We start from the raw sequence: 16,192 nt of genomic DNA, 5'->3' as shown, positions 1-16,192 counted from the left end.
AAGAGGGTGCTTTTTGTTGAAAAATCAACATTTATCTTGTTCAACGTGGAACATCCTGTTTCAAAATGATTACTCACATGATAGATAACTCGGTATAAGAAAAAGACGCCTGGGTAGCCAGGCGCCTCTCTTTATTATAAAACCATGGTCTTCTCAATAGGGTCTGGAACTAATCTAGCACTACTTCTTGGGCAGTATTTAGTTCTGGCAAACCAACGAGTTGAATCAGTACGTCTTTCGGCACGGCTTTATCGACAGTCAGGATCATGATGGCTTCTCCGCCGACAATTTTACGCCCTACTTGCATGGAAGCGATATTGACGCCGTTCTCCCCAAGCAAGGTGCCGACACGACCGATAATGCCTGGTTTATCATTGTGCGAGATGAGCAGGAAATGAGCTTCCGGTGCCACGTCTACTGGGAACTGGTTCAACCGAACAATACGTTCGCCATAGCCTGCCAGCAGGGTGCCAGATACACGTTGCTCTTCGCCGCTCTGCGTTTTGAGTGTAACGGTAATCAGGTTGGTAAAACCCTTGGTGGCGGGCGCCTGAGATACGACAAGATGGATGTCACGTGTTTTGGCCAGATGTACAGAGTTTACAATGTTCACATCGCTGCCCAGATGACGGCTAAGTACGCCTTTCAAAATATACCGTGTCAGCGGCTGTGTATCCACAGAGGACAAATCGCCAGCGTAATCTACCTGAATTTCACGTACAGCCTGATTCGTGATCTGAGCGGCAAAGCTGCCCAGCTTCTCTCCAAGCGAGAAATATGGCTGCAATTGCGTCATGACGTTGGATGGTACTGGAGGCATGTTGACCGCATTTTTAAAAGGCTCATCACGCAAAATATGCAGCACTTGCTCGGACACGTCGATAGCTACATTCTCCTGAGCTTCGACAGTCGAGGCACCCAGATGTGGTGTAACGATAATTTTCGGGTGGCTCAGGAATGGGTGGTCCTGTGCTGGCGGCTCTGACTCGAATACGTCAAAAGCTGCACCGGCAACGATACCTTCATCAATGGCTTCAACAAGAGCCATTTCATCGATAACTCCGCCCCGGGCACAGTTGATAATGCGCATTCCTTTTTTCATCACTTCAAACTGTGGACGAGCAATCATATGTTTCGTTTCCGGTGTTAATGGTGTGTGTACGGTCATAAAATCTGCGTTGCGGATAATTTCATCCACGCTCGCAAGCTTAATGCCCAGCTTCTCAGCGCGTTCTTCCGTTAGAAATGGATCATAGCCGAGGATACTCATGCCAAATGCTTTGGCACGTTTAGCCACCTCACTGCCGATACGTCCCATGCCGAGGACTCCAAGTGTTTTGTTACGCAGTTCGACACCGAGGAATGTTTTACGATCCCATGTACCGCCAATGGTTTTGGCATATGCCTGTGGAATATGACGTGCTAGAGCCATCATCATCGCAAAAGTGTGCTCACATGTCGTAATCGTGTTGCCGTCAGGAGCGTTAATAACGATAATCCCGCGTTGTGTTGCTGCTTCGAGGTCGATGTTATCCACTCCGACCCCAGCTCGCCCTACAACCTTGAGGTTCTTACCTGCCGTCATGATGCGTTCGGTTACCCGAGTTTGGCTTCGAACGAGTAATGCGTCATAGTCACCAATAATTTGAACCAATTCATCCTCGCTGAGACCTGTGTTCTTGTCCACCGTGACATCGTCTGCATCCATCAGTTGCTGGATGCCCAGGTCACTGATTGGATCGGATACTAACACTTTAAACATTTGGTTTCCTCCTCAAAGTTAACTTCTTTTATGGACAGGATGCACTTCAAACTGAAATACATTCCATAAAGAACATGAAAAAACTTGAAATGCTTCTAAAAGTACAGGAGAGCGGTGTGAAATACTAGTGTGATAACGCATTGACGCAGAAAAGGGATGGAATAGCATTATGCACCAAACTAACGACCAAAAGTCTTATGCGGAGACGCTTTGCGGTTTTCGGGCATCAAAAAAACCCCCGAATCACATACTATCTCCATAGTAAGGGACGAGAGTTATCGTGGTACCACCCTAATTCGCAGCCATTTCGCAATGGACTGCCTTCAGCGGTCATAAAATGACCGAAAGGATAACGGTTTTCTGCCGATTGCATCTAATGCCGGGAAATATTCCCCAGACCTCGGTGCAATAACTCAGGAGCGCTGAAAGTAGTTACTTCGTCACCGGCTTCCACCCAAGCACCGGTTCTCTGAGGACGAAATCAATACCTTTTCTCCATCATTGTTGTTGTCGCTAATAATTTTTTCATAATGTATCATGGCTTACATGGGCATGTCAATAGGACATGCGACATGTGAGGATAGCAGGCTAGATATATAGCTACAGAATGCGGAAAATTAAGATTTAAGTCTTCTTGAATCCGCCCGACTTTTTGGCTATGATGCTAAAGAAGACTATGCAGAGGACTAACTAACTATGAAAAAGCTTAAAGTGAAATGGAAAAGAGCGCAAATTCATGAATTGAACGACCGCTTGCTGCTTTACAATTTGTATCTAACTCAGGGGCTGACCCTGCTGATTGGCTCAATCTGGATATTTTTTCAGAAAAGAAATTTGTTAGAACTATTTGCATTGCCGAACACTCTGCACGTCTTATGGTGGGGATTGGGATTGGCCGCCGCTATGTTACTTGTGGATCTGTTGCTATCCCGGATTATGCCTGAGGATGCTATGGATGACGGTGGTATTAACCAAATGCTATTTCAAAATCGTCCGGTTTGGCATATTATTTGTATAGCAGCTATCGTTTCTATCTGTGAGGAACTCTTGTTCAGAGGTGCGATTCAGTACAGCTTTGGTCCTTATTGGACAAGCATTTTATTTGCGGTGATTCATATCCGATATTTACGGCATTGGATTCCCACTGGCTGGGTTTTTCTTAGCAGTTATGGATTGGGCTACATATATGTGCAGACCGGTAGTCTGTGGGCACCGATCATTTGTCATTTTGTGATTGACCTTATATCTGGTTTAGCGTTACGTTTTCGGAGGTATGAAGAATGAATCAGGAACTTAGCAGAGTGCAGACCTATGGTAGCCGTCGAAATGGTCGCAAAGGCAAGGAAGAGGACAGGTCAAAATCTAAACCAGTTCGCTCCCGTGCTTCACGGCCCGTGCCAGAATTGGCTCACGTTGCCGCTGCACCAGAAGTTGCTGTGACGATGGAGGGTGACACTCCTGCCAGTGAGTACCGAACGCGGGCAGAAATGTTTCCGTCCCGCCGTATTCGGGTAAGCAAGTGGTTTTTAAATTTTTTGAGCACTCTTTTTGTGCTGATTACTGCAGCATTACTGTGGTGGGGCGTCAAGGGTGCACCACCCATCAGTGAAATGCTTTGGTAATATAAAGTTATTATGGACGTCTGTGCTTAGGTCAAGGCGCGTAATGATACGGCGAAAAAGCCTCCATCTCCACATGAATAACGGAGAATGGAGGCCTTTATTGCATCATCTATAGTTAATCCGGAGTATACGCAAGTGTCTACTAGCTAGCAGGAACCTCAATCCCTTGCGGATCGACAAATTGGTAACCCTTTTGCTCAAGGCGCGTCAATAGACTGTCCAGCGCCTCAGCTGTCCATGGCAGTTCGTGCATCAAGATATTGCTGCCTGGATGAAGTTGTTCTGTTACATTTTTGAGAAGTGCCTCCGTTTTATTAGGCTGATTCTTTTTCATTGTCCAGTCCAGAGAACCGACGGACCATGTCATGTATAGGAGACCGTTTTCCTTAGCGACCTTGCGACCTACGTCCCCGCCTGCACCATGAGGGGGGCGGAAGAAGACGGGGGCTTGGCCTGTAATGTCCTTAACAGCTTTTTGTACCGTTTCAATCTGTTTTTTGACCTCGGGCTCAGATTTATTCTTCAGCACGATGTGATCCCAGCTATGGTTGCCGATGGGCTGTCCACGGTCATGGATAAGCTTAAGCAACTCAGGATGCTTTTTTACACGGTAACCGTTTACGAAGAAAATTGCTTTCGCTTTGTGTTTGTCCAGTACATCTATGATTTTGTTAATCATGGCTGCTTCCTTAGGACCATCATCAAAGGTCAATAACACGACTTTTTTTTCGGTACCTTGTTGGTCAGGGATTACATTGTAAGCTTTGTCCAAGTGATACATTTTGTTATTGATAGTTGCAGATGTCGCAGCTCCTGTTTCGTTGCTTTCGCTGGTTTTATCATTTTGTGCATTGGTTTTATCCGCTGAGTTATGTTCATCACTGCCTGCTTGCTTACTGCTGTTTTTTGGGGAAGAGACGTTGCTCTGATCTTTGGCGCTGTTACTTGAGTCAGACGCTACCGAATCCTGCTGGTTGCTTGTTGCCGCAGATTCAGGCTTGGTTGCAGTGCAAGCACTAAGCAGCAGACATGCGGTGAACAAAATGGCTGCTGTTTTTGTACCCATTATTTCATCTCACCTTCCTGTATTTTATACCGTATGAGTTTGTCACTACTGACGAACACTATGCTTGATTCTACCACAAAGGGAGGTTCTAATTGTGAAAACATCTTCATTTTTCCTGGGAATCGTTTTGGGCGCTGTCGCAAGCTCTATGATCTCCCGTAACCGCAACATGTTGGGCTTATCTATGGACATAGGTGGAAAAAAAGGCGGCAATTTAGTGCAGCAAGCCCGCACTAAAATGATGGACGCGGCATTCCCCGGGATGGGCGAGATTACGCTCAATAAAGAAGACACCCATAAGGATCAAGACCATCATTCACAAACAGATAAAACCGCTTATAACGCCCATACTGCCAAGAACAAAGAAGAGAATATGAAGTTGATTAAAGACTTCATCAGCACAAGTCCCGATGTTAAACGTGAGGTCGAGCAAATTTTGAAAGAAACTCATACAGCCGTACCGGGATTGTAACCCAGAAACCTTTATTCCGAATCATTTTGCGGCTTTTTTGTAAAAGCCGTTCAAATGATTCTTTTTTTTATCTTTTTATTGCGTGCATTTACGATTATAAAATGATAACATGATTACATAGAACCATTTTCATCACAGGCATCATAATTGCATCATAATCTGTTAATAACACTCGGCTGCCAGGAGGAGGGTCCAGTATGAAAATAGAAAGATTAAGTCAGGACAAGATACGGATTTTCCTTACCTTTGACGATTTGAGCGAACGCGGTATTCAAAAAGACGATATGTGGCAAGAAATTCCTAGAGTTCATGAGCTGTTTACCGAAATGATGGATCAGGCATACAGTGAGCTGGGCTTCGACGCCACGGGACCGTTAGCTGTCGAAGTCTTTGCGCTTCCTGCTCAAGGAATGGTTGTTATCGTCACTCGGGGTAAATACGACCATCAACAGTATGGTTCGGGTCCCGATGAGGAGCTTCCAGAGGAAGTCTACGAAATGGAAGTCACGTTGGAGCATAGTGATTCCATCGTTTATGCGTTTAGCGATTTCGAAGTACTCATAGAAGCGGCTCATATGCTTCGTAGCAACACTACGGAAGCAGGTAAGCTGTATCATTATAGAGGAAAATGGATTCTGCATTTGGAACCAGAAGAAGTAGAGGAGTCCAAGCTTGCCGCTTTAATCGCGGTTCTTGCTGAATTTGGAGAAGGCTCATCCGTTACACCAGCTATGTTGGAAGAGTACGGCAAACTGGTCATTCCTGAACAGGCAGTTGCTGTCATCTGCACTCATTTTGACAGCCGTTCTTGATTCGTTTTATCAAAAGTGATATTGAAGTGAATTTGTCGGCTCTGCGCTGAAAGCAGAGCCGACTCATTTTTATGGAGGGATGATCGGTGCTTCTGTTTTCAGTTATAGCGGCAGCCACAGCGCCGGGTCTCGCCTTATTGATGTATTTTTACTTGAAGGACAGGTATGATTCGGAGCCACTGCACATGGTTATTAAAGTGTTTTTGCTCGGCTTTTTGGTGGTTCTTCCTGTCATGATTTTTCAACGAGGGCTGCTGCTTTGGCTAGGGGATCACACGTTAATCCAGGCGTTCGGCATTTCAGCCGGAGTGGAAGAGTTTTTTAAATGGTTTCTGTTGTATCACATCATCTATAATCATACCGAGTTCGACGAGCCTTATGATGGTATTTTGTATGCGACCGCAGTCTCACTCGGATTTGCAACGGTTGAAAATCTGTTATATGCCTGGGCGGGCCATGCTTCGGTTAGCATGATGCTGATGAGATCATTGCTACCGGTATCCGGTCATGCGATGTTTGGCGTAATGATGGGCTACTACATGGGGAAGGCCAAGTTTTCAGAAGGCTTGAGGAGCAAATACATGTTGCTGCTGTCATTGGTGCTTCCATGGTTCTGGCACGGAGTATACGATTTGATTTTAACGAAATTTTCGCATGACTGGATCTGGTTTATCATTCCACTTATGGCCTTTCTATGGTATGGAGGAATGGCGAAGATCAGTCGGGCTAATAACCGTTCTCCTTTTCGTTTGTTAAAACGGGAAGAAAAGGTTAACATGTAACAAAATGGGACACACTGATCTGACAAACCTGTTAGAGAAAGAGGTGTCTTTTTTGCGTATAAAAGTTAGAATTCATTGTAAAAGATGCGGAGAACGCTTTGTGCTGAGAGGACGCATAGAGCAAGGACAGATTCAGACCGGCTTTAAACGCTGTATTTGCGATAACTCTGAGTTTATTGTTGAAGTCATGGAAAACCATGCATAAGAGAGCTTTCTTCTTGTCACACTATCGGTAGTGTACTTGAAGAAAGGAGACTCCCAATATGTATAAGCGACTTAGTTCCGTATTGTTCCCGGTGGTTACCCTGATGATGATAGGAGCATTTGTGTGGGGTTATCAGCAAAGCCAGATGAGAAAAGAGGTGTCTCTTCAGGCAAATAGCATGTCGATAAAAGCGGAAAATCAATACCAGCGTGCGTTTCACGATTTGTCGTTTCATATGGATCAGCTGCATTCTCAACTCGGTAACGCGGTTGCAGTCCATAATACTTCACACGCGATGCACCGCAAATGTTTGATGAACGTGTGGAGGATTACAAGTGAGGCTCAAAATGAGGTTAATCAGTTGCCCCTCAATGTAATGCCTTTTAATCATGCTAAAGATTTGCTGTCACATCTATCTGCATTTTCGTATCAGACCGCTGTCCGTGATCTGGATCACGAGCCTTTAAACGAGAAAGAAATTTCGAACCTGAAAACGTTGTATAACAATTCCAAAGAAATTTCGAAAAACATGCAGGAAGTGCAGCAGAAAGTCATTAGCAAAAATTTGCGCTGGACGGATGTGGATATGGCGGCAGGTTCTCAAACTGGGCCGAAGGACAACACCATTATTGATGGCTTTAAAACCGTGGACAAAAAGGTGGAAAACTATAAAGAGCTGGATTGGGGACCGTCTGTAGCCAGCATCTATGATAAACGCTCTGTGAAAAAATTGAGTCTCCCGCCAGTAAATGCAGAACAAATTAAACAAAATGCTGCTGAATTTACAGGAAAACCGGAAAGTCAGATCAGGGTGAACGAAAACGGTAAAGGAACGGAATGGGCATCTTATACAGCTACCCTGCTAAATAAGAAGCAGCCTGTGGCCAGTATGGATTTTACGAAAAAAGGCGGCAAGCTTATTTCTTATCATGACATGAGGGCAGTAGGTCCTAAGAAAGCAACACGTAATGAAGCGATTCGCTATGCTAGTGAATACCTTGAACAAAAAGGTTACAAAGACATGAAGCCCGTTGCGTATGATGAAAGCGGGAATTTAGCTAACATTACATTTGTGAGCCAACAAGGGGATGTGATTATCTATCCAGAAAAAATCGCAGTCAGATCAGGCCTTGATAACGGACAAGTGATCGGTTTTCAAGCCAGTGATTATGTGTATGAGCATAGTCATCTCCGCCGCATACCGCAAGCGAAATTGAATTTGAATGCAGCACGAGCAAAATTGAATCCTGAGTTTCGTGAAACTTACCACCGTAAAGCCTTAATTGAAAATGAACTTTCGAATGAAGTTCTCTGTTATGAATTTGGTGGTAAAATCAATGGTTCCGTTTACCGGATATACATTAACGCCAATACGGGGATGGAAGAAACGATTGAAGAGGTTAAAGATTCAGATGAACCTCAGGTTACTGCAAGTAATGTCTAGTTGATTACATGAAAATGAATCAATAGTCACTCTAAACCTCCTTCATGAAGGAGGTTTTTTGTGCTTTAGTCATAGATCAAACAAATATTATGCTTAATATAGGCACAAAGTCGTGGTATTATATACCTTAATTAGAGCTTTTAATGGACAAGGATGGTGGATCATTTGTTTCCCAAAATTAATGATGTGTTATACATACAAGTGGCAGGTACTGACCATAAGGACGAGATTTTTGAATTTAAGTCTCGTATTGCAGAAGAGGAGTCACAGAACTTTTTAATTGAAATTCCTATGTCACAAACAAGTGGGCATTTGAAAAAATTGTTTCTAGGGGAAGAACTGTCTATATTTTTTTTGAGCGAGGGTGGGATTAAAAATTATTTTAATACCCACGTTACGGGTTTCAAAGAGGATATCCTCCGGATGATTCGTATCCACAAACCTGCTCCAGACAGCATCAGCAAAATTCAGCGTCGAAACTTTCTTCGGGTTAAGGCCAACTTGGAAATTGCTGTAAAGCATGGTGCGAACGAGTCCAGATTTGTAGCAGAGACACATGATGTAGGAGGTGGGGGTGTTTCTTTTCACACCCAGGGAACTCATCATCTTGAAGAAGGAGAATCATTGTCTTGCTGGATTTTAGTTCCATATAAAAACGGTACTCAGGAGCATGTTCCGTTCCAATCTGAAATTGTGCGCATTCAGCAGATGGAAAACGGTCGCAAACTCATTATGCTGAAATATGAGGAAATCGCTGATCAGGAGCGTCAAAAACTGATTAAATATTGCTTTGAAAGACAGCTGGAATTCCGGGGGAAATCTTAATCATCCGAAATTTTTCTTTTTTAGTAAACCTGTCGCTTATTTTGCATCGCCTATAAATGTGTGGTATAATTTTCACGTCGCAGGCAATGCCTGCTTTTTTCTTGAGGTTAGGTTAGGAGGAATTCCCTGTTGGCAAGGCAACATGTATCTTCAATTAACAAAATAAATGTAGCCATTGATGGACCTGCTGGTGCAGGGAAAAGTACAGTGGCCCGCTTGGTGGCGAAAACACTTTCTTATGTATATGTAGATACTGGAGCCATGTACCGAGCAGCAACGTGGTACATGATGCGTAAGGAAATTCCTGCAGAAAATGTACAAAAAGTGCTTCAACATGTACCTGAGCTGGTGATTGAATTAGTACCGGACCCCACAGGCCAAAAGGTTTATTGTAACGGGGAAGATGTAACCACTGTGATCCGTTCGATGGAAGTGACTAGCAACGTGTCACAGTATTCAAGTATTGCTGGTTTACGGACACGTTTGACTGAAAACCAGCGTGAGATGGCTGCACGCAAGGGTGTCGTTATGGATGGTCGCGATATTGGAACAACTGTACTTCCCGATGCGGAAGTCAAGGTGTTCATGACCGCAAGTGTTCAGGAACGTGCCTCCCGCCGTTTTAAAGAACTGAGCGAAACTGATGATATCACTCTGGAGCAACTGGAACGTGACATTGCGGCACGTGACAAGCTTGACGAGGAGAGGGAGGTATCTCCGCTTCGTTGCAGTGAGGACGCCATCGTGCTCGATACGACCCAAATGGGCATTCAGGATGTCGTTGATATGATCGTATCTTATTGCTTAACGGAGAAGGATGGAGAGATCAGCCAATGATATATACTGTATGCGCCAGTATTTTGCGTCTCATTTACCGCGTTCTGTTTAGACTTGAGGCGGTAGGCAGGGAAAATGTTCCTGCTGAGGGTGGAGTGCTGTTGTGTTCTAATCATATTAGTAATCTTGACCCTCCTACAGTTGGTATTTTGCTGAAAAGAAAGGTTCACTTTATGGCAAAAGCCGAGCTGTTTAATGTTCCTGTACTGGGTCCACTAATTGGGAAACTGGGAGCTTTTCCAGTCAAACGTGGCGGTGTAAGTAAGGAATCCATTAAGTTGGCATTGAACATTTTGCGTGATGGTAAGGTTATGGGAATCTTTCCCGAAGGTTCCAGAGGAGCTGGGGGAATCGGTAAAAAGGGTGCTGCAAGCTTTGCGCTACGCAGTGGAGCGGCTGCCGTTCCGGTCGCCATTATTGGTGATTACAAGCTTTTCCGTAAAACGAAAGTGTTATACGGTAAACCTGTCAATTTGGAAGCTTACCAAAAGGGTGCCGATATCGAAGGAGATCCACTTGAACTGGCAACAGAAGCAATTATGTCTCGTATTCGCACGATGAAGGAAACGGGTAAGCCTACGAATAACTGAAAGGCTTGTATGAATTGTGTCTAAGCTCGGAAAACTAGAACAAAAGTTTATTTATGTTTTGAACTCTGCCATGCGCAGGTTTAAATAAATGGTTTTTTTTGAATTGAGGAGGGTATTGACATGTCGGAAGAAATTAAAAATCAAGAAGCTGCTGAAGCGGCAAATCAAGACGAGCTCGATCAAATCGTCTCCCTGAAAAAAGGTGACACCGTTAAGGGTACAATCGTGAAATTGGAAGATAACCAAGCGGTAGTAAGCATTGGATATAAATACGATGGAATTATTCCAATTCGCGAGTTGTCTTCTGGTCTGGATAACGCAGAAGAAGCAGTACAAGTAGGCCAAGAGGTTGAAGCTAGAATTATCAGCATTGACGATGGCAAGGAAAAACTTGTTCTGTCCAAACGTGCAATCGACAGTGAAAATGCTTGGGAAAAGTTGGAGCAACTGTTCGAAAGCAAAGAAGTATTTGAAGTCGTTGTAAATGATGTCGTTAAAGGCGGCATCGTGGTAGACGTGGGTCTGCGCGGATTTATCCCTGCATCCATGGTAGAACGTCACTTCGTAGAAGATTTCAGTGATTACAAAGGCCGCACATTGCGTGTTGTTGTAAAAGAACTGGATCGTGAAAATAACAAAGTGATTCTTTCTCAAAAAGACGTTCTGGAAGCAGAATTCGAAGCCAACAAGCTTAAAGTAATGGCTGAGCTGAAAGAAGGCCAAGAAATCGTAGGTACGGTTCAACGTCTTACTCAGTTCGGTGCTTTCGTAGATGTTGGCGGCGTGGATGGTCTTGTTCACGTATCTGAAATTGCTTGGACTCATGTCGATAAGCCTTCTGATGCAGTTTCTGAAGGAGACCAAGTGAAAGTAAAAGTCTTGAAAGTAGATCCTGAAAAAGGAAAAATCAGCCTGAGCATGAAAGCTGCACAGCCTGGTCCTTGGGAATCGGCTGCTGGACAATTCAACAACAATGACATCGTAACAGGTGTTGTAAAACGTCTGGTTAACTTCGGCGCATTCGTTGAAATCGCTCCTGGCGTGGAAGGTTTGGTTCATATTTCCCAAATTTCCCACAAACACATTGGAACTCCACAAGAAGTTCTGGAAGAAGGGCAAGAAGTGAAAGTTAAAATTCTTGAAATGAATCCTTCCGAAAAACGTGTTAGCCTGAGCATTAAAGAAACTGAGGAAGCTCCTGAAGCTGCTCCTAAAGCAGAAAGAGCACCACGTGCATCTCGTGCACCTCGTGAGGAACTGAATAATCCTAACGTTTCCCTCAATAATTCCGGTCTGAGCATCACGCTCGGCGAGCGTTTTGGCGATAAGCTGAACAAATTTAAATGAGTTTAAATCAATACATTTTATAATATGCATAACGTACACCATCGGCGGACCCAGAGGGTTCGCCGATTGTTGTTACGTGACCATATCGCCAATAGGTATGTTTTTTGCTATGATGATAGCGGAAGAATTGACAGGAGGAGTGAATTTATGGCAAGACCCGTTGTGGCTATCGTTGGTCGTCCGAATGTGGGCAAGTCCACTATTTTTAATCGGATAATCGGGGATCGTTTGTCCATCGTGGAAGATAAACCCGGAATCACTCGTGACCGTATATACGGTATATCGGAGTGGAATGGTAAATCCTTCAGTATTATTGACACCGGCGGCATTGAGATTGATGGTGAGGATGTCATTTTAAAATCCATCCGTATGCAGGCCGAACTTGCAATAGAAGAAGCAGATGTAATTGTATTTATGAGTGATGCGAAAGCAGGAATTACACAGTCAGATGAAGAGGTTGCTCAAATGCTATATCGTTCGGGTAAACCGATCATCGTAGCTGTCAACAAGGTGGACAACCTCAGTCGCGCCGATCTGATTTATGAGTTTTATTCTTATGGATTTGGTGATCCAATCGCTGTTTCTGGTAGCCATGGTACAGGGATAGGCGATCTGCTAGATGCCATTACATCCAATTTGCCTGAGCTGGAAGAAGATCACTATGATGAAGACGTTATTCGTGTTGCCTTGATCGGCCGCCCGAATGTAGGTAAGTCTTCACTGGTTAACGCCATTCTGGGAGAAGAGCGGGTTATCGTTAGTGACATTGCAGGTACGACACGTGATGCAATTGATACACCTTTTGAAAAAGACGGTCAAAAGTATGTACTGATTGATACGGCAGGTATGCGTAAACGTGGCAAGGTATATGAAACGACCGAAAAATATAGTGTAATGCGTGCCATGCGTGCTATTGAGCGTGCAGATGTTGTATTGGTCGTTATTAACGGCGAGGAAGGCATCATTGAACAGGATAAGCACATTGCTGGCTATGCTTATGAAGCGGGTAAAGCATCGCTGTTTGTCGTTAACAAATGGGATGTCGTGGACAAGGACGACAAAACGATGCATCAGTTTGAAACGAAAATTCGCGATCACTTTTTGTTTATGACATATGCTCCGATTGTGTTCTTGTCTGCAAAAACGAAGCAACGCCTGCAAAAGCTGCTTCCTGTTGTACAGCATGTGGCACAGCAGCATGTGTTGCGTATTCAGACACATTTACTGAATGATGTAATTTCCGATGCGGTTGCCATCAATCCTCCACCAACAGACAAGGGACGTCGTCTGCGCATTAACTATGTGACCCAGGTTGCTGTTAAGCCGCCTACGATGGTTGTATTCGTAAACGATCCAGAAATAATGCACTTCTCGTATGAGCGTTATCTGGAGAACAAAATCCGCGCCGCCTTCAATTTTGAAGGAACTCCAATTCGAATCTTTACACGGCGCAAGTCTGACGAAAGTTAGGAGCGAATAGGTTGATTTTACAAATCGTTGCCATCGTACTCAGTTACTTGCTTGGCTCTGTCAGCTTTAGTTTGCTGTATGGAAAATTAAAAGGAATCGACATTCGCCAACATGGGAGCGGCAATGCCGGTGCGACGAATACGCTGCGTGTGCTTGGAAAAGGCCCAGCTATTCTGGTACTGCTGCTGGACGTACTTAAAGGGGTTATTGCGGTACTAATAGGGCACTGGTTAGGTGGGGAATCATCCTGGGTACCGGGTTTGTGCGGCATTGCGGCGATTGCGGGCCATAACTGGCCGGTATATTTTCACTTTCGTGGAGGAAAAGGTATTGCGACTGCTATTGGTGTATTGGCATCGCTTGCCTTACTGCCCGCACTATATGCCGGAATCATTGCGATACTTGCAATTGTAATGACTCGTTACGTATCCCTTGGATCGCTCATATTTGTCATTTTGACCCCTTGGATATTACTCGTGCTTGGTTTTGCATGGCCGTTATTCTGGACGGCTCTAATCATTTGTCTGTTCGCTGTGTGGAGACACCGTACCAACATAGTCAAGTTGGTACGGGGGAATGAGAATAAGCTTGGCTCCAAAGGAGGAGATCGTCTTGTCTGAGAAAATAGCTGTGCTGGTCGCGGGGAGTTGGGGAACAGCCCTGGCTTCCGTTCTTGCGGCCAATAACAACGATGTCTCTGTCTGGACGAGAAACGAGCAGCAAGCAGCTGAAATCAATGAGAAGCATACAAATGAGCATTATTTACCGGGCTCTATTTTGTCTGATCGCATTTCAGCTACAACTGATATGCAGACTGCGGTATCTGGTGCTAAAGCAGTGATAATCGTATCTCCTTCTGCTGCTGCTCGTCAGGTAGCACGTAGTCTGAAAGCTCATTTTAGCAAGGATATGCTGGTAGTGCATGCCATTAAAGGTTTTGAAACAGAAACGCTTAAACGTATGTCCACGGTGATCTCGGAAGAACTGGAAGTCGCGGAGGGCGATATTGCCGTGCTGTCTGGTCCGAGTCATGCGGAAGAAGTGGTGAGGAAATGTCCTACAACGGTCGTTGTAGCTTCCTCCAATGAGCAGGCTGCACAGGCTGCTCAGGGGCTGTTCATGAACTCCTATTTCCGTGTCTATACAAACCGCGATTTGCTAGGCGTGGAACTGTCCGGGGCGCTAAAAAACATTATCGCATTGGGTGCGGGAATGTCAGATGGACTTGGTTTCGGTGATAATGCCAAAGCGGCTTTATTGACCCGTGGATTGGCTGAAATTACCCGTGCCGGAGTTGAGATGGGTGCTAATCCATTAACCTTTGCCGGTCTGGCTGGTATTGGCGATCTAGTGGTCACGGCAACGAGTCGTCACAGTCGCAACTGGCGTGCAGGGTCACTATTAGGACAGGGCCAACAGCTTGATGATGTGCTGGAATCTATGGGCATGGTCGTAGAGGGGATTCGAACGACAAAAGCGGCATACGCCATCTCTCAAAAATTAGGTGTTCAGATGCCTATTACAGAGGTACTGTATGGAGTACTGTTTGAAGGACGTGACGTCCGTAAGGCCGTTGAGGCGCTGATGGGTCGCGACCCTAAGACCGAGATGGAAGTCATGCCACTTCAGACTTGGGAGCAATGGCATTCTTAAAGGCTCAGATGAGCTTTAATAATATAAAGGCTGTCTCATGGTAGATTTTTTCTATAATGAGATAGCCTTTTTTAGTTAGGCGTTTGGCATGTCTTATGTACGCTTAATCACCTTTTGTCTCCGCCACTCATAGACTGAGTTGAGCAATGGCGGAGGAGGGGAGATTATGAATAAAAACTTTCCGAAAGATGCATTGAAGGCCATTAACAAAAAAGGCGGCAAAAACATATCCGAAAATGCAGTGAAAAAGCTGGCAGGCACGGTAAAGGCGGACACGCTTCAAAGCGAAGCGCAACTGCGTCAGCTTATCAAGCAAGTGTCTGCGATGGCCAACATTCCGGTGTCGGAAGATACAGTAAGGGATATTGTTGGTGCCGTCAAAAAGAGCGGAATGAATCCTTCCAATATGGAAGCGTTGATGAAAATGATGATGAAAAAATAGACCGCTGGCCGCACGCCAGTTAGTATTATTCACCGTGGACCGGGAAGGTTCGCGGTTTTTTTATATTTTGGAGTGGGTAACCGCTTTTACAGTACACAAAATATCGAACTGCCCTGTCGAACATGTTATAATGATGCCCATCAGGAAACGGAAGGAAAGACAGCAAAGGAGGAAACAATGTTGAAGGAGGCAATATCATCGGTGTTAGTAGACAGGCTTCCTCACAATCTGGCAGTTGCGCTGAGTAGCTTGGCTGAGAACTGGTCAACAGTGTCGGTTCCGTGGATGCTAGGCGGGAGTTGTTCACTACTTGTACATGAAGTTGAACTGGATCGCCTGCCTCGGGACATTGATATTTATGCGGATATTCATGCAGCAAAGCAACTTCATGCGCACCCCCTGGGTATAAGTATAGATCGACAGCAGGTTGATCGTAGCGGCTCTTACGTTTCATTGCTGAGCCACTATGATCTGGAGGGATTTCCAGTCGAGTTGGTGGGGGGATTTGAAGTATTATGTGACGGAGCGTTATACCGCTTAGAGATCGAGCGACTACTTTGGTCGGCTGGTGTTCAGCTTGAGCTGGGGAGTGCTTCACTGCGTCTGATGCCGCTCAGTCATGAACTTTTATTCAATATATTGCGAAATCGACCCGACCGATATAAAGCGATTGCAGAAGTCATGAAGCGCGACCCGCGACGTCATATCATTGTACTGAAGCAGCTACTAGTCAGTAATATTTGGAATGAGGAGCAATTGGACAAGCTTGTAGAACTTCTGCCTTGGCCAGAGTTGCACTCCGTCATCCAGATGGGCAATGAAGTATAAGTTGTGTGTGTTAGGAGAAAGACAACTGGAGGACT

General features: G+C 44.9%; 17 protein-coding genes and 1 other annotated feature. Of the genes, 15 read left to right on the top strand and 2 right to left on the bottom strand.

Annotated features, from left to right (window positions below; translation table 11 throughout):
* Positions 1-169: 169 nt before the first annotated feature.
* A complete protein-coding gene (gene serA / locus MLD56_RS14800; RefSeq protein WP_013310756.1) occupies positions 170-1,762 on the bottom strand; it encodes a phosphoglycerate dehydrogenase in 1,593 nt (530 codons plus the stop codon).
* Positions 1,763-2,023: 261 nt separating this feature from the next.
* Positions 2,024-2,273: a binding site (T-box leader), on the bottom strand.
* 185 nt (positions 2,274-2,458) lie between these two features.
* Between serA and MLD56_RS14795 the strand changes: the two genes are divergently transcribed.
* Complete coding sequence (locus MLD56_RS14795; protein ID WP_029517313.1) at positions 2,459-3,046, top strand: type II CAAX endopeptidase family protein; 588 nt, start codon at positions 2,459-2,461, stop codon at positions 3,044-3,046.
* A complete protein-coding gene (locus MLD56_RS14790) occupies positions 3,043-3,384 on the top strand; it encodes a hypothetical protein (protein ID WP_029517314.1) in 342 nt (113 codons plus the stop codon). The genes MLD56_RS14795 and MLD56_RS14790 overlap by 4 nt, the downstream gene beginning before the upstream one ends.
* A 142-nt stretch (positions 3,385-3,526) precedes the next feature.
* Here MLD56_RS14790 and MLD56_RS14785 read toward each other — a convergent pair whose 3' ends face one another.
* Entirely contained in the window at positions 3,527-4,450 is a 924-nt protein-coding gene (locus tag MLD56_RS14785; protein WP_029517315.1) for a polysaccharide deacetylase family protein, read from the bottom strand.
* Between the two features lie 94 nt (positions 4,451-4,544).
* Here MLD56_RS14785 and MLD56_RS14780 point away from each other — a divergent pair, with 94 nt between their 5' ends.
* The 13 genes from MLD56_RS14780 to MLD56_RS14720 all read left to right on the top strand — a co-directional run bounded on the left by MLD56_RS14780 (position 4,545) and on the right by MLD56_RS14720 (position 16,157).
* A complete protein-coding gene (locus tag MLD56_RS14780) occupies positions 4,545-4,922 on the top strand; it encodes a hypothetical protein (RefSeq protein ID WP_029517316.1) in 378 nt (125 codons plus the stop codon).
* A 197-nt stretch (positions 4,923-5,119) separates the two neighbouring features.
* Positions 5,120-5,734: a genetic competence negative regulator gene (locus tag MLD56_RS14775; protein WP_013310751.1), complete on the top strand. Its 615-nt coding sequence runs from the start codon at positions 5,120-5,122 to the stop codon at positions 5,732-5,734.
* An 86-nt stretch (positions 5,735-5,820) separates the two neighbouring features.
* On the top strand, positions 5,821-6,516 hold the full coding sequence (gene prsW, locus MLD56_RS14770; RefSeq protein WP_029517317.1) for a glutamic-type intramembrane protease PrsW: 696 nt from the start codon (positions 5,821-5,823) through the stop codon (positions 6,514-6,516).
* 263 nt (positions 6,517-6,779) lie between these two features.
* Complete coding sequence (ypeB, locus tag MLD56_RS14765) at positions 6,780-8,165, top strand: germination protein YpeB (protein ID WP_029517318.1); 1,386 nt, start codon at positions 6,780-6,782, stop codon at positions 8,163-8,165.
* Positions 8,166-8,330: 165 nt separating this feature from the next.
* Positions 8,331-8,990: a flagellar brake protein gene (locus tag MLD56_RS14760; RefSeq protein WP_029517319.1), complete on the top strand. Its 660-nt coding sequence runs from the start codon at positions 8,331-8,333 to the stop codon at positions 8,988-8,990.
* Positions 8,991-9,119: 129 nt separating this feature from the next.
* Complete coding sequence (gene cmk / locus MLD56_RS14755) at positions 9,120-9,827, top strand: (d)CMP kinase (RefSeq protein ID WP_029517320.1); 708 nt, start codon at positions 9,120-9,122, stop codon at positions 9,825-9,827.
* Positions 9,824-10,417 carry a lysophospholipid acyltransferase family protein gene (locus MLD56_RS14750; RefSeq protein ID WP_029517321.1) on the top strand — a complete coding sequence of 198 codons (594 nt, stop codon included), beginning with the start codon at positions 9,824-9,826 and terminating at the stop codon, positions 10,415-10,417. The genes cmk and MLD56_RS14750 overlap by 4 nt, the downstream gene beginning before the upstream one ends.
* A gap of 120 nt (positions 10,418-10,537) precedes the next feature.
* Entirely contained in the window at positions 10,538-11,764 is a 1,227-nt protein-coding gene (gene rpsA / locus MLD56_RS14745) for a 30S ribosomal protein S1 (RefSeq protein WP_029517322.1), read from the top strand.
* A 147-nt stretch (positions 11,765-11,911) separates the two neighbouring features.
* Entirely contained in the window at positions 11,912-13,234 is a 1,323-nt protein-coding gene (gene der, locus MLD56_RS14740; protein WP_013310744.1) for a ribosome biogenesis GTPase Der, read from the top strand.
* Positions 13,235-13,245: 11 nt separating this feature from the next.
* Positions 13,246-13,854, top strand: coding sequence for a glycerol-3-phosphate 1-O-acyltransferase PlsY (gene plsY, locus MLD56_RS14735; protein WP_029517323.1), 609 nt, complete (start codon positions 13,246-13,248; stop codon positions 13,852-13,854).
* Entirely contained in the window at positions 13,847-14,887 is a 1,041-nt protein-coding gene (locus MLD56_RS14730) for an NAD(P)H-dependent glycerol-3-phosphate dehydrogenase (protein WP_029517324.1), read from the top strand. The genes plsY and MLD56_RS14730 overlap by 8 nt, the downstream gene beginning before the upstream one ends.
* Positions 14,888-15,053: 166 nt before the next feature.
* Positions 15,054-15,329: a stage VI sporulation protein F gene (locus MLD56_RS14725; RefSeq protein ID WP_013310741.1), complete on the top strand. Its 276-nt coding sequence runs from the start codon at positions 15,054-15,056 to the stop codon at positions 15,327-15,329.
* Between the two features lie 177 nt (positions 15,330-15,506).
* Positions 15,507-16,157: a hypothetical protein gene (locus MLD56_RS14720; RefSeq protein ID WP_023989184.1), complete on the top strand. Its 651-nt coding sequence runs from the start codon at positions 15,507-15,509 to the stop codon at positions 16,155-16,157.
* Positions 16,158-16,192 lie beyond the last annotated feature (35 nt).

It is taken from the genome of Paenibacillus peoriae, from assembly GCF_022531965.1.
Lineage (GTDB): Bacteria > Bacillota > Bacilli > Paenibacillales > Paenibacillaceae > Paenibacillus > Paenibacillus polymyxa_D.
Note: the sequence above shows the minus strand (reverse complement) of the source record. Positions and strands in the feature narration are given on the sequence as shown.

Bases quoted from the DNA above. Each gene is read 5' to 3' on its own strand.
- serA (WP_013310756.1), bottom strand. From the start codon at position 1,762: ATGTTTAAAGTGTTAGTATCCGATCCAATCAGTGACCTGGGCATCCAG.
- MLD56_RS14795 (WP_029517313.1), top strand. From the start codon at position 2,459: ATGAAAAAGCTTAAAGTGAAATGGAAAAGAGCGCAAATTCATGAATTG.
- MLD56_RS14790 (WP_029517314.1), top strand. From the start codon at position 3,043: ATGAATCAGGAACTTAGCAGAGTGCAGACCTATGGTAGCCGTCGAAAT.
- MLD56_RS14785 (WP_029517315.1), bottom strand. From the start codon at position 4,450: ATGGGTACAAAAACAGCAGCCATTTTGTTCACCGCATGTCTGCTGCTT.
- MLD56_RS14775 (WP_013310751.1), top strand. From the start codon at position 5,120: ATGAAAATAGAAAGATTAAGTCAGGACAAGATACGGATTTTCCTTACC.
- ypeB (WP_029517318.1), top strand. From the start codon at position 6,780: ATGTATAAGCGACTTAGTTCCGTATTGTTCCCGGTGGTTACCCTGATG.
- MLD56_RS14750 (WP_029517321.1), top strand. From the start codon at position 9,824: ATGATATATACTGTATGCGCCAGTATTTTGCGTCTCATTTACCGCGTT.
- rpsA (WP_029517322.1), top strand. From the start codon at position 10,538: ATGTCGGAAGAAATTAAAAATCAAGAAGCTGCTGAAGCGGCAAATCAA.
- der (WP_013310744.1), top strand. From the start codon at position 11,912: ATGGCAAGACCCGTTGTGGCTATCGTTGGTCGTCCGAATGTGGGCAAG.
- MLD56_RS14725 (WP_013310741.1), top strand. From the start codon at position 15,054: ATGAATAAAAACTTTCCGAAAGATGCATTGAAGGCCATTAACAAAAAA.
- MLD56_RS14720 (WP_023989184.1), top strand. From the start codon at position 15,507: ATGTTGAAGGAGGCAATATCATCGGTGTTAGTAGACAGGCTTCCTCAC.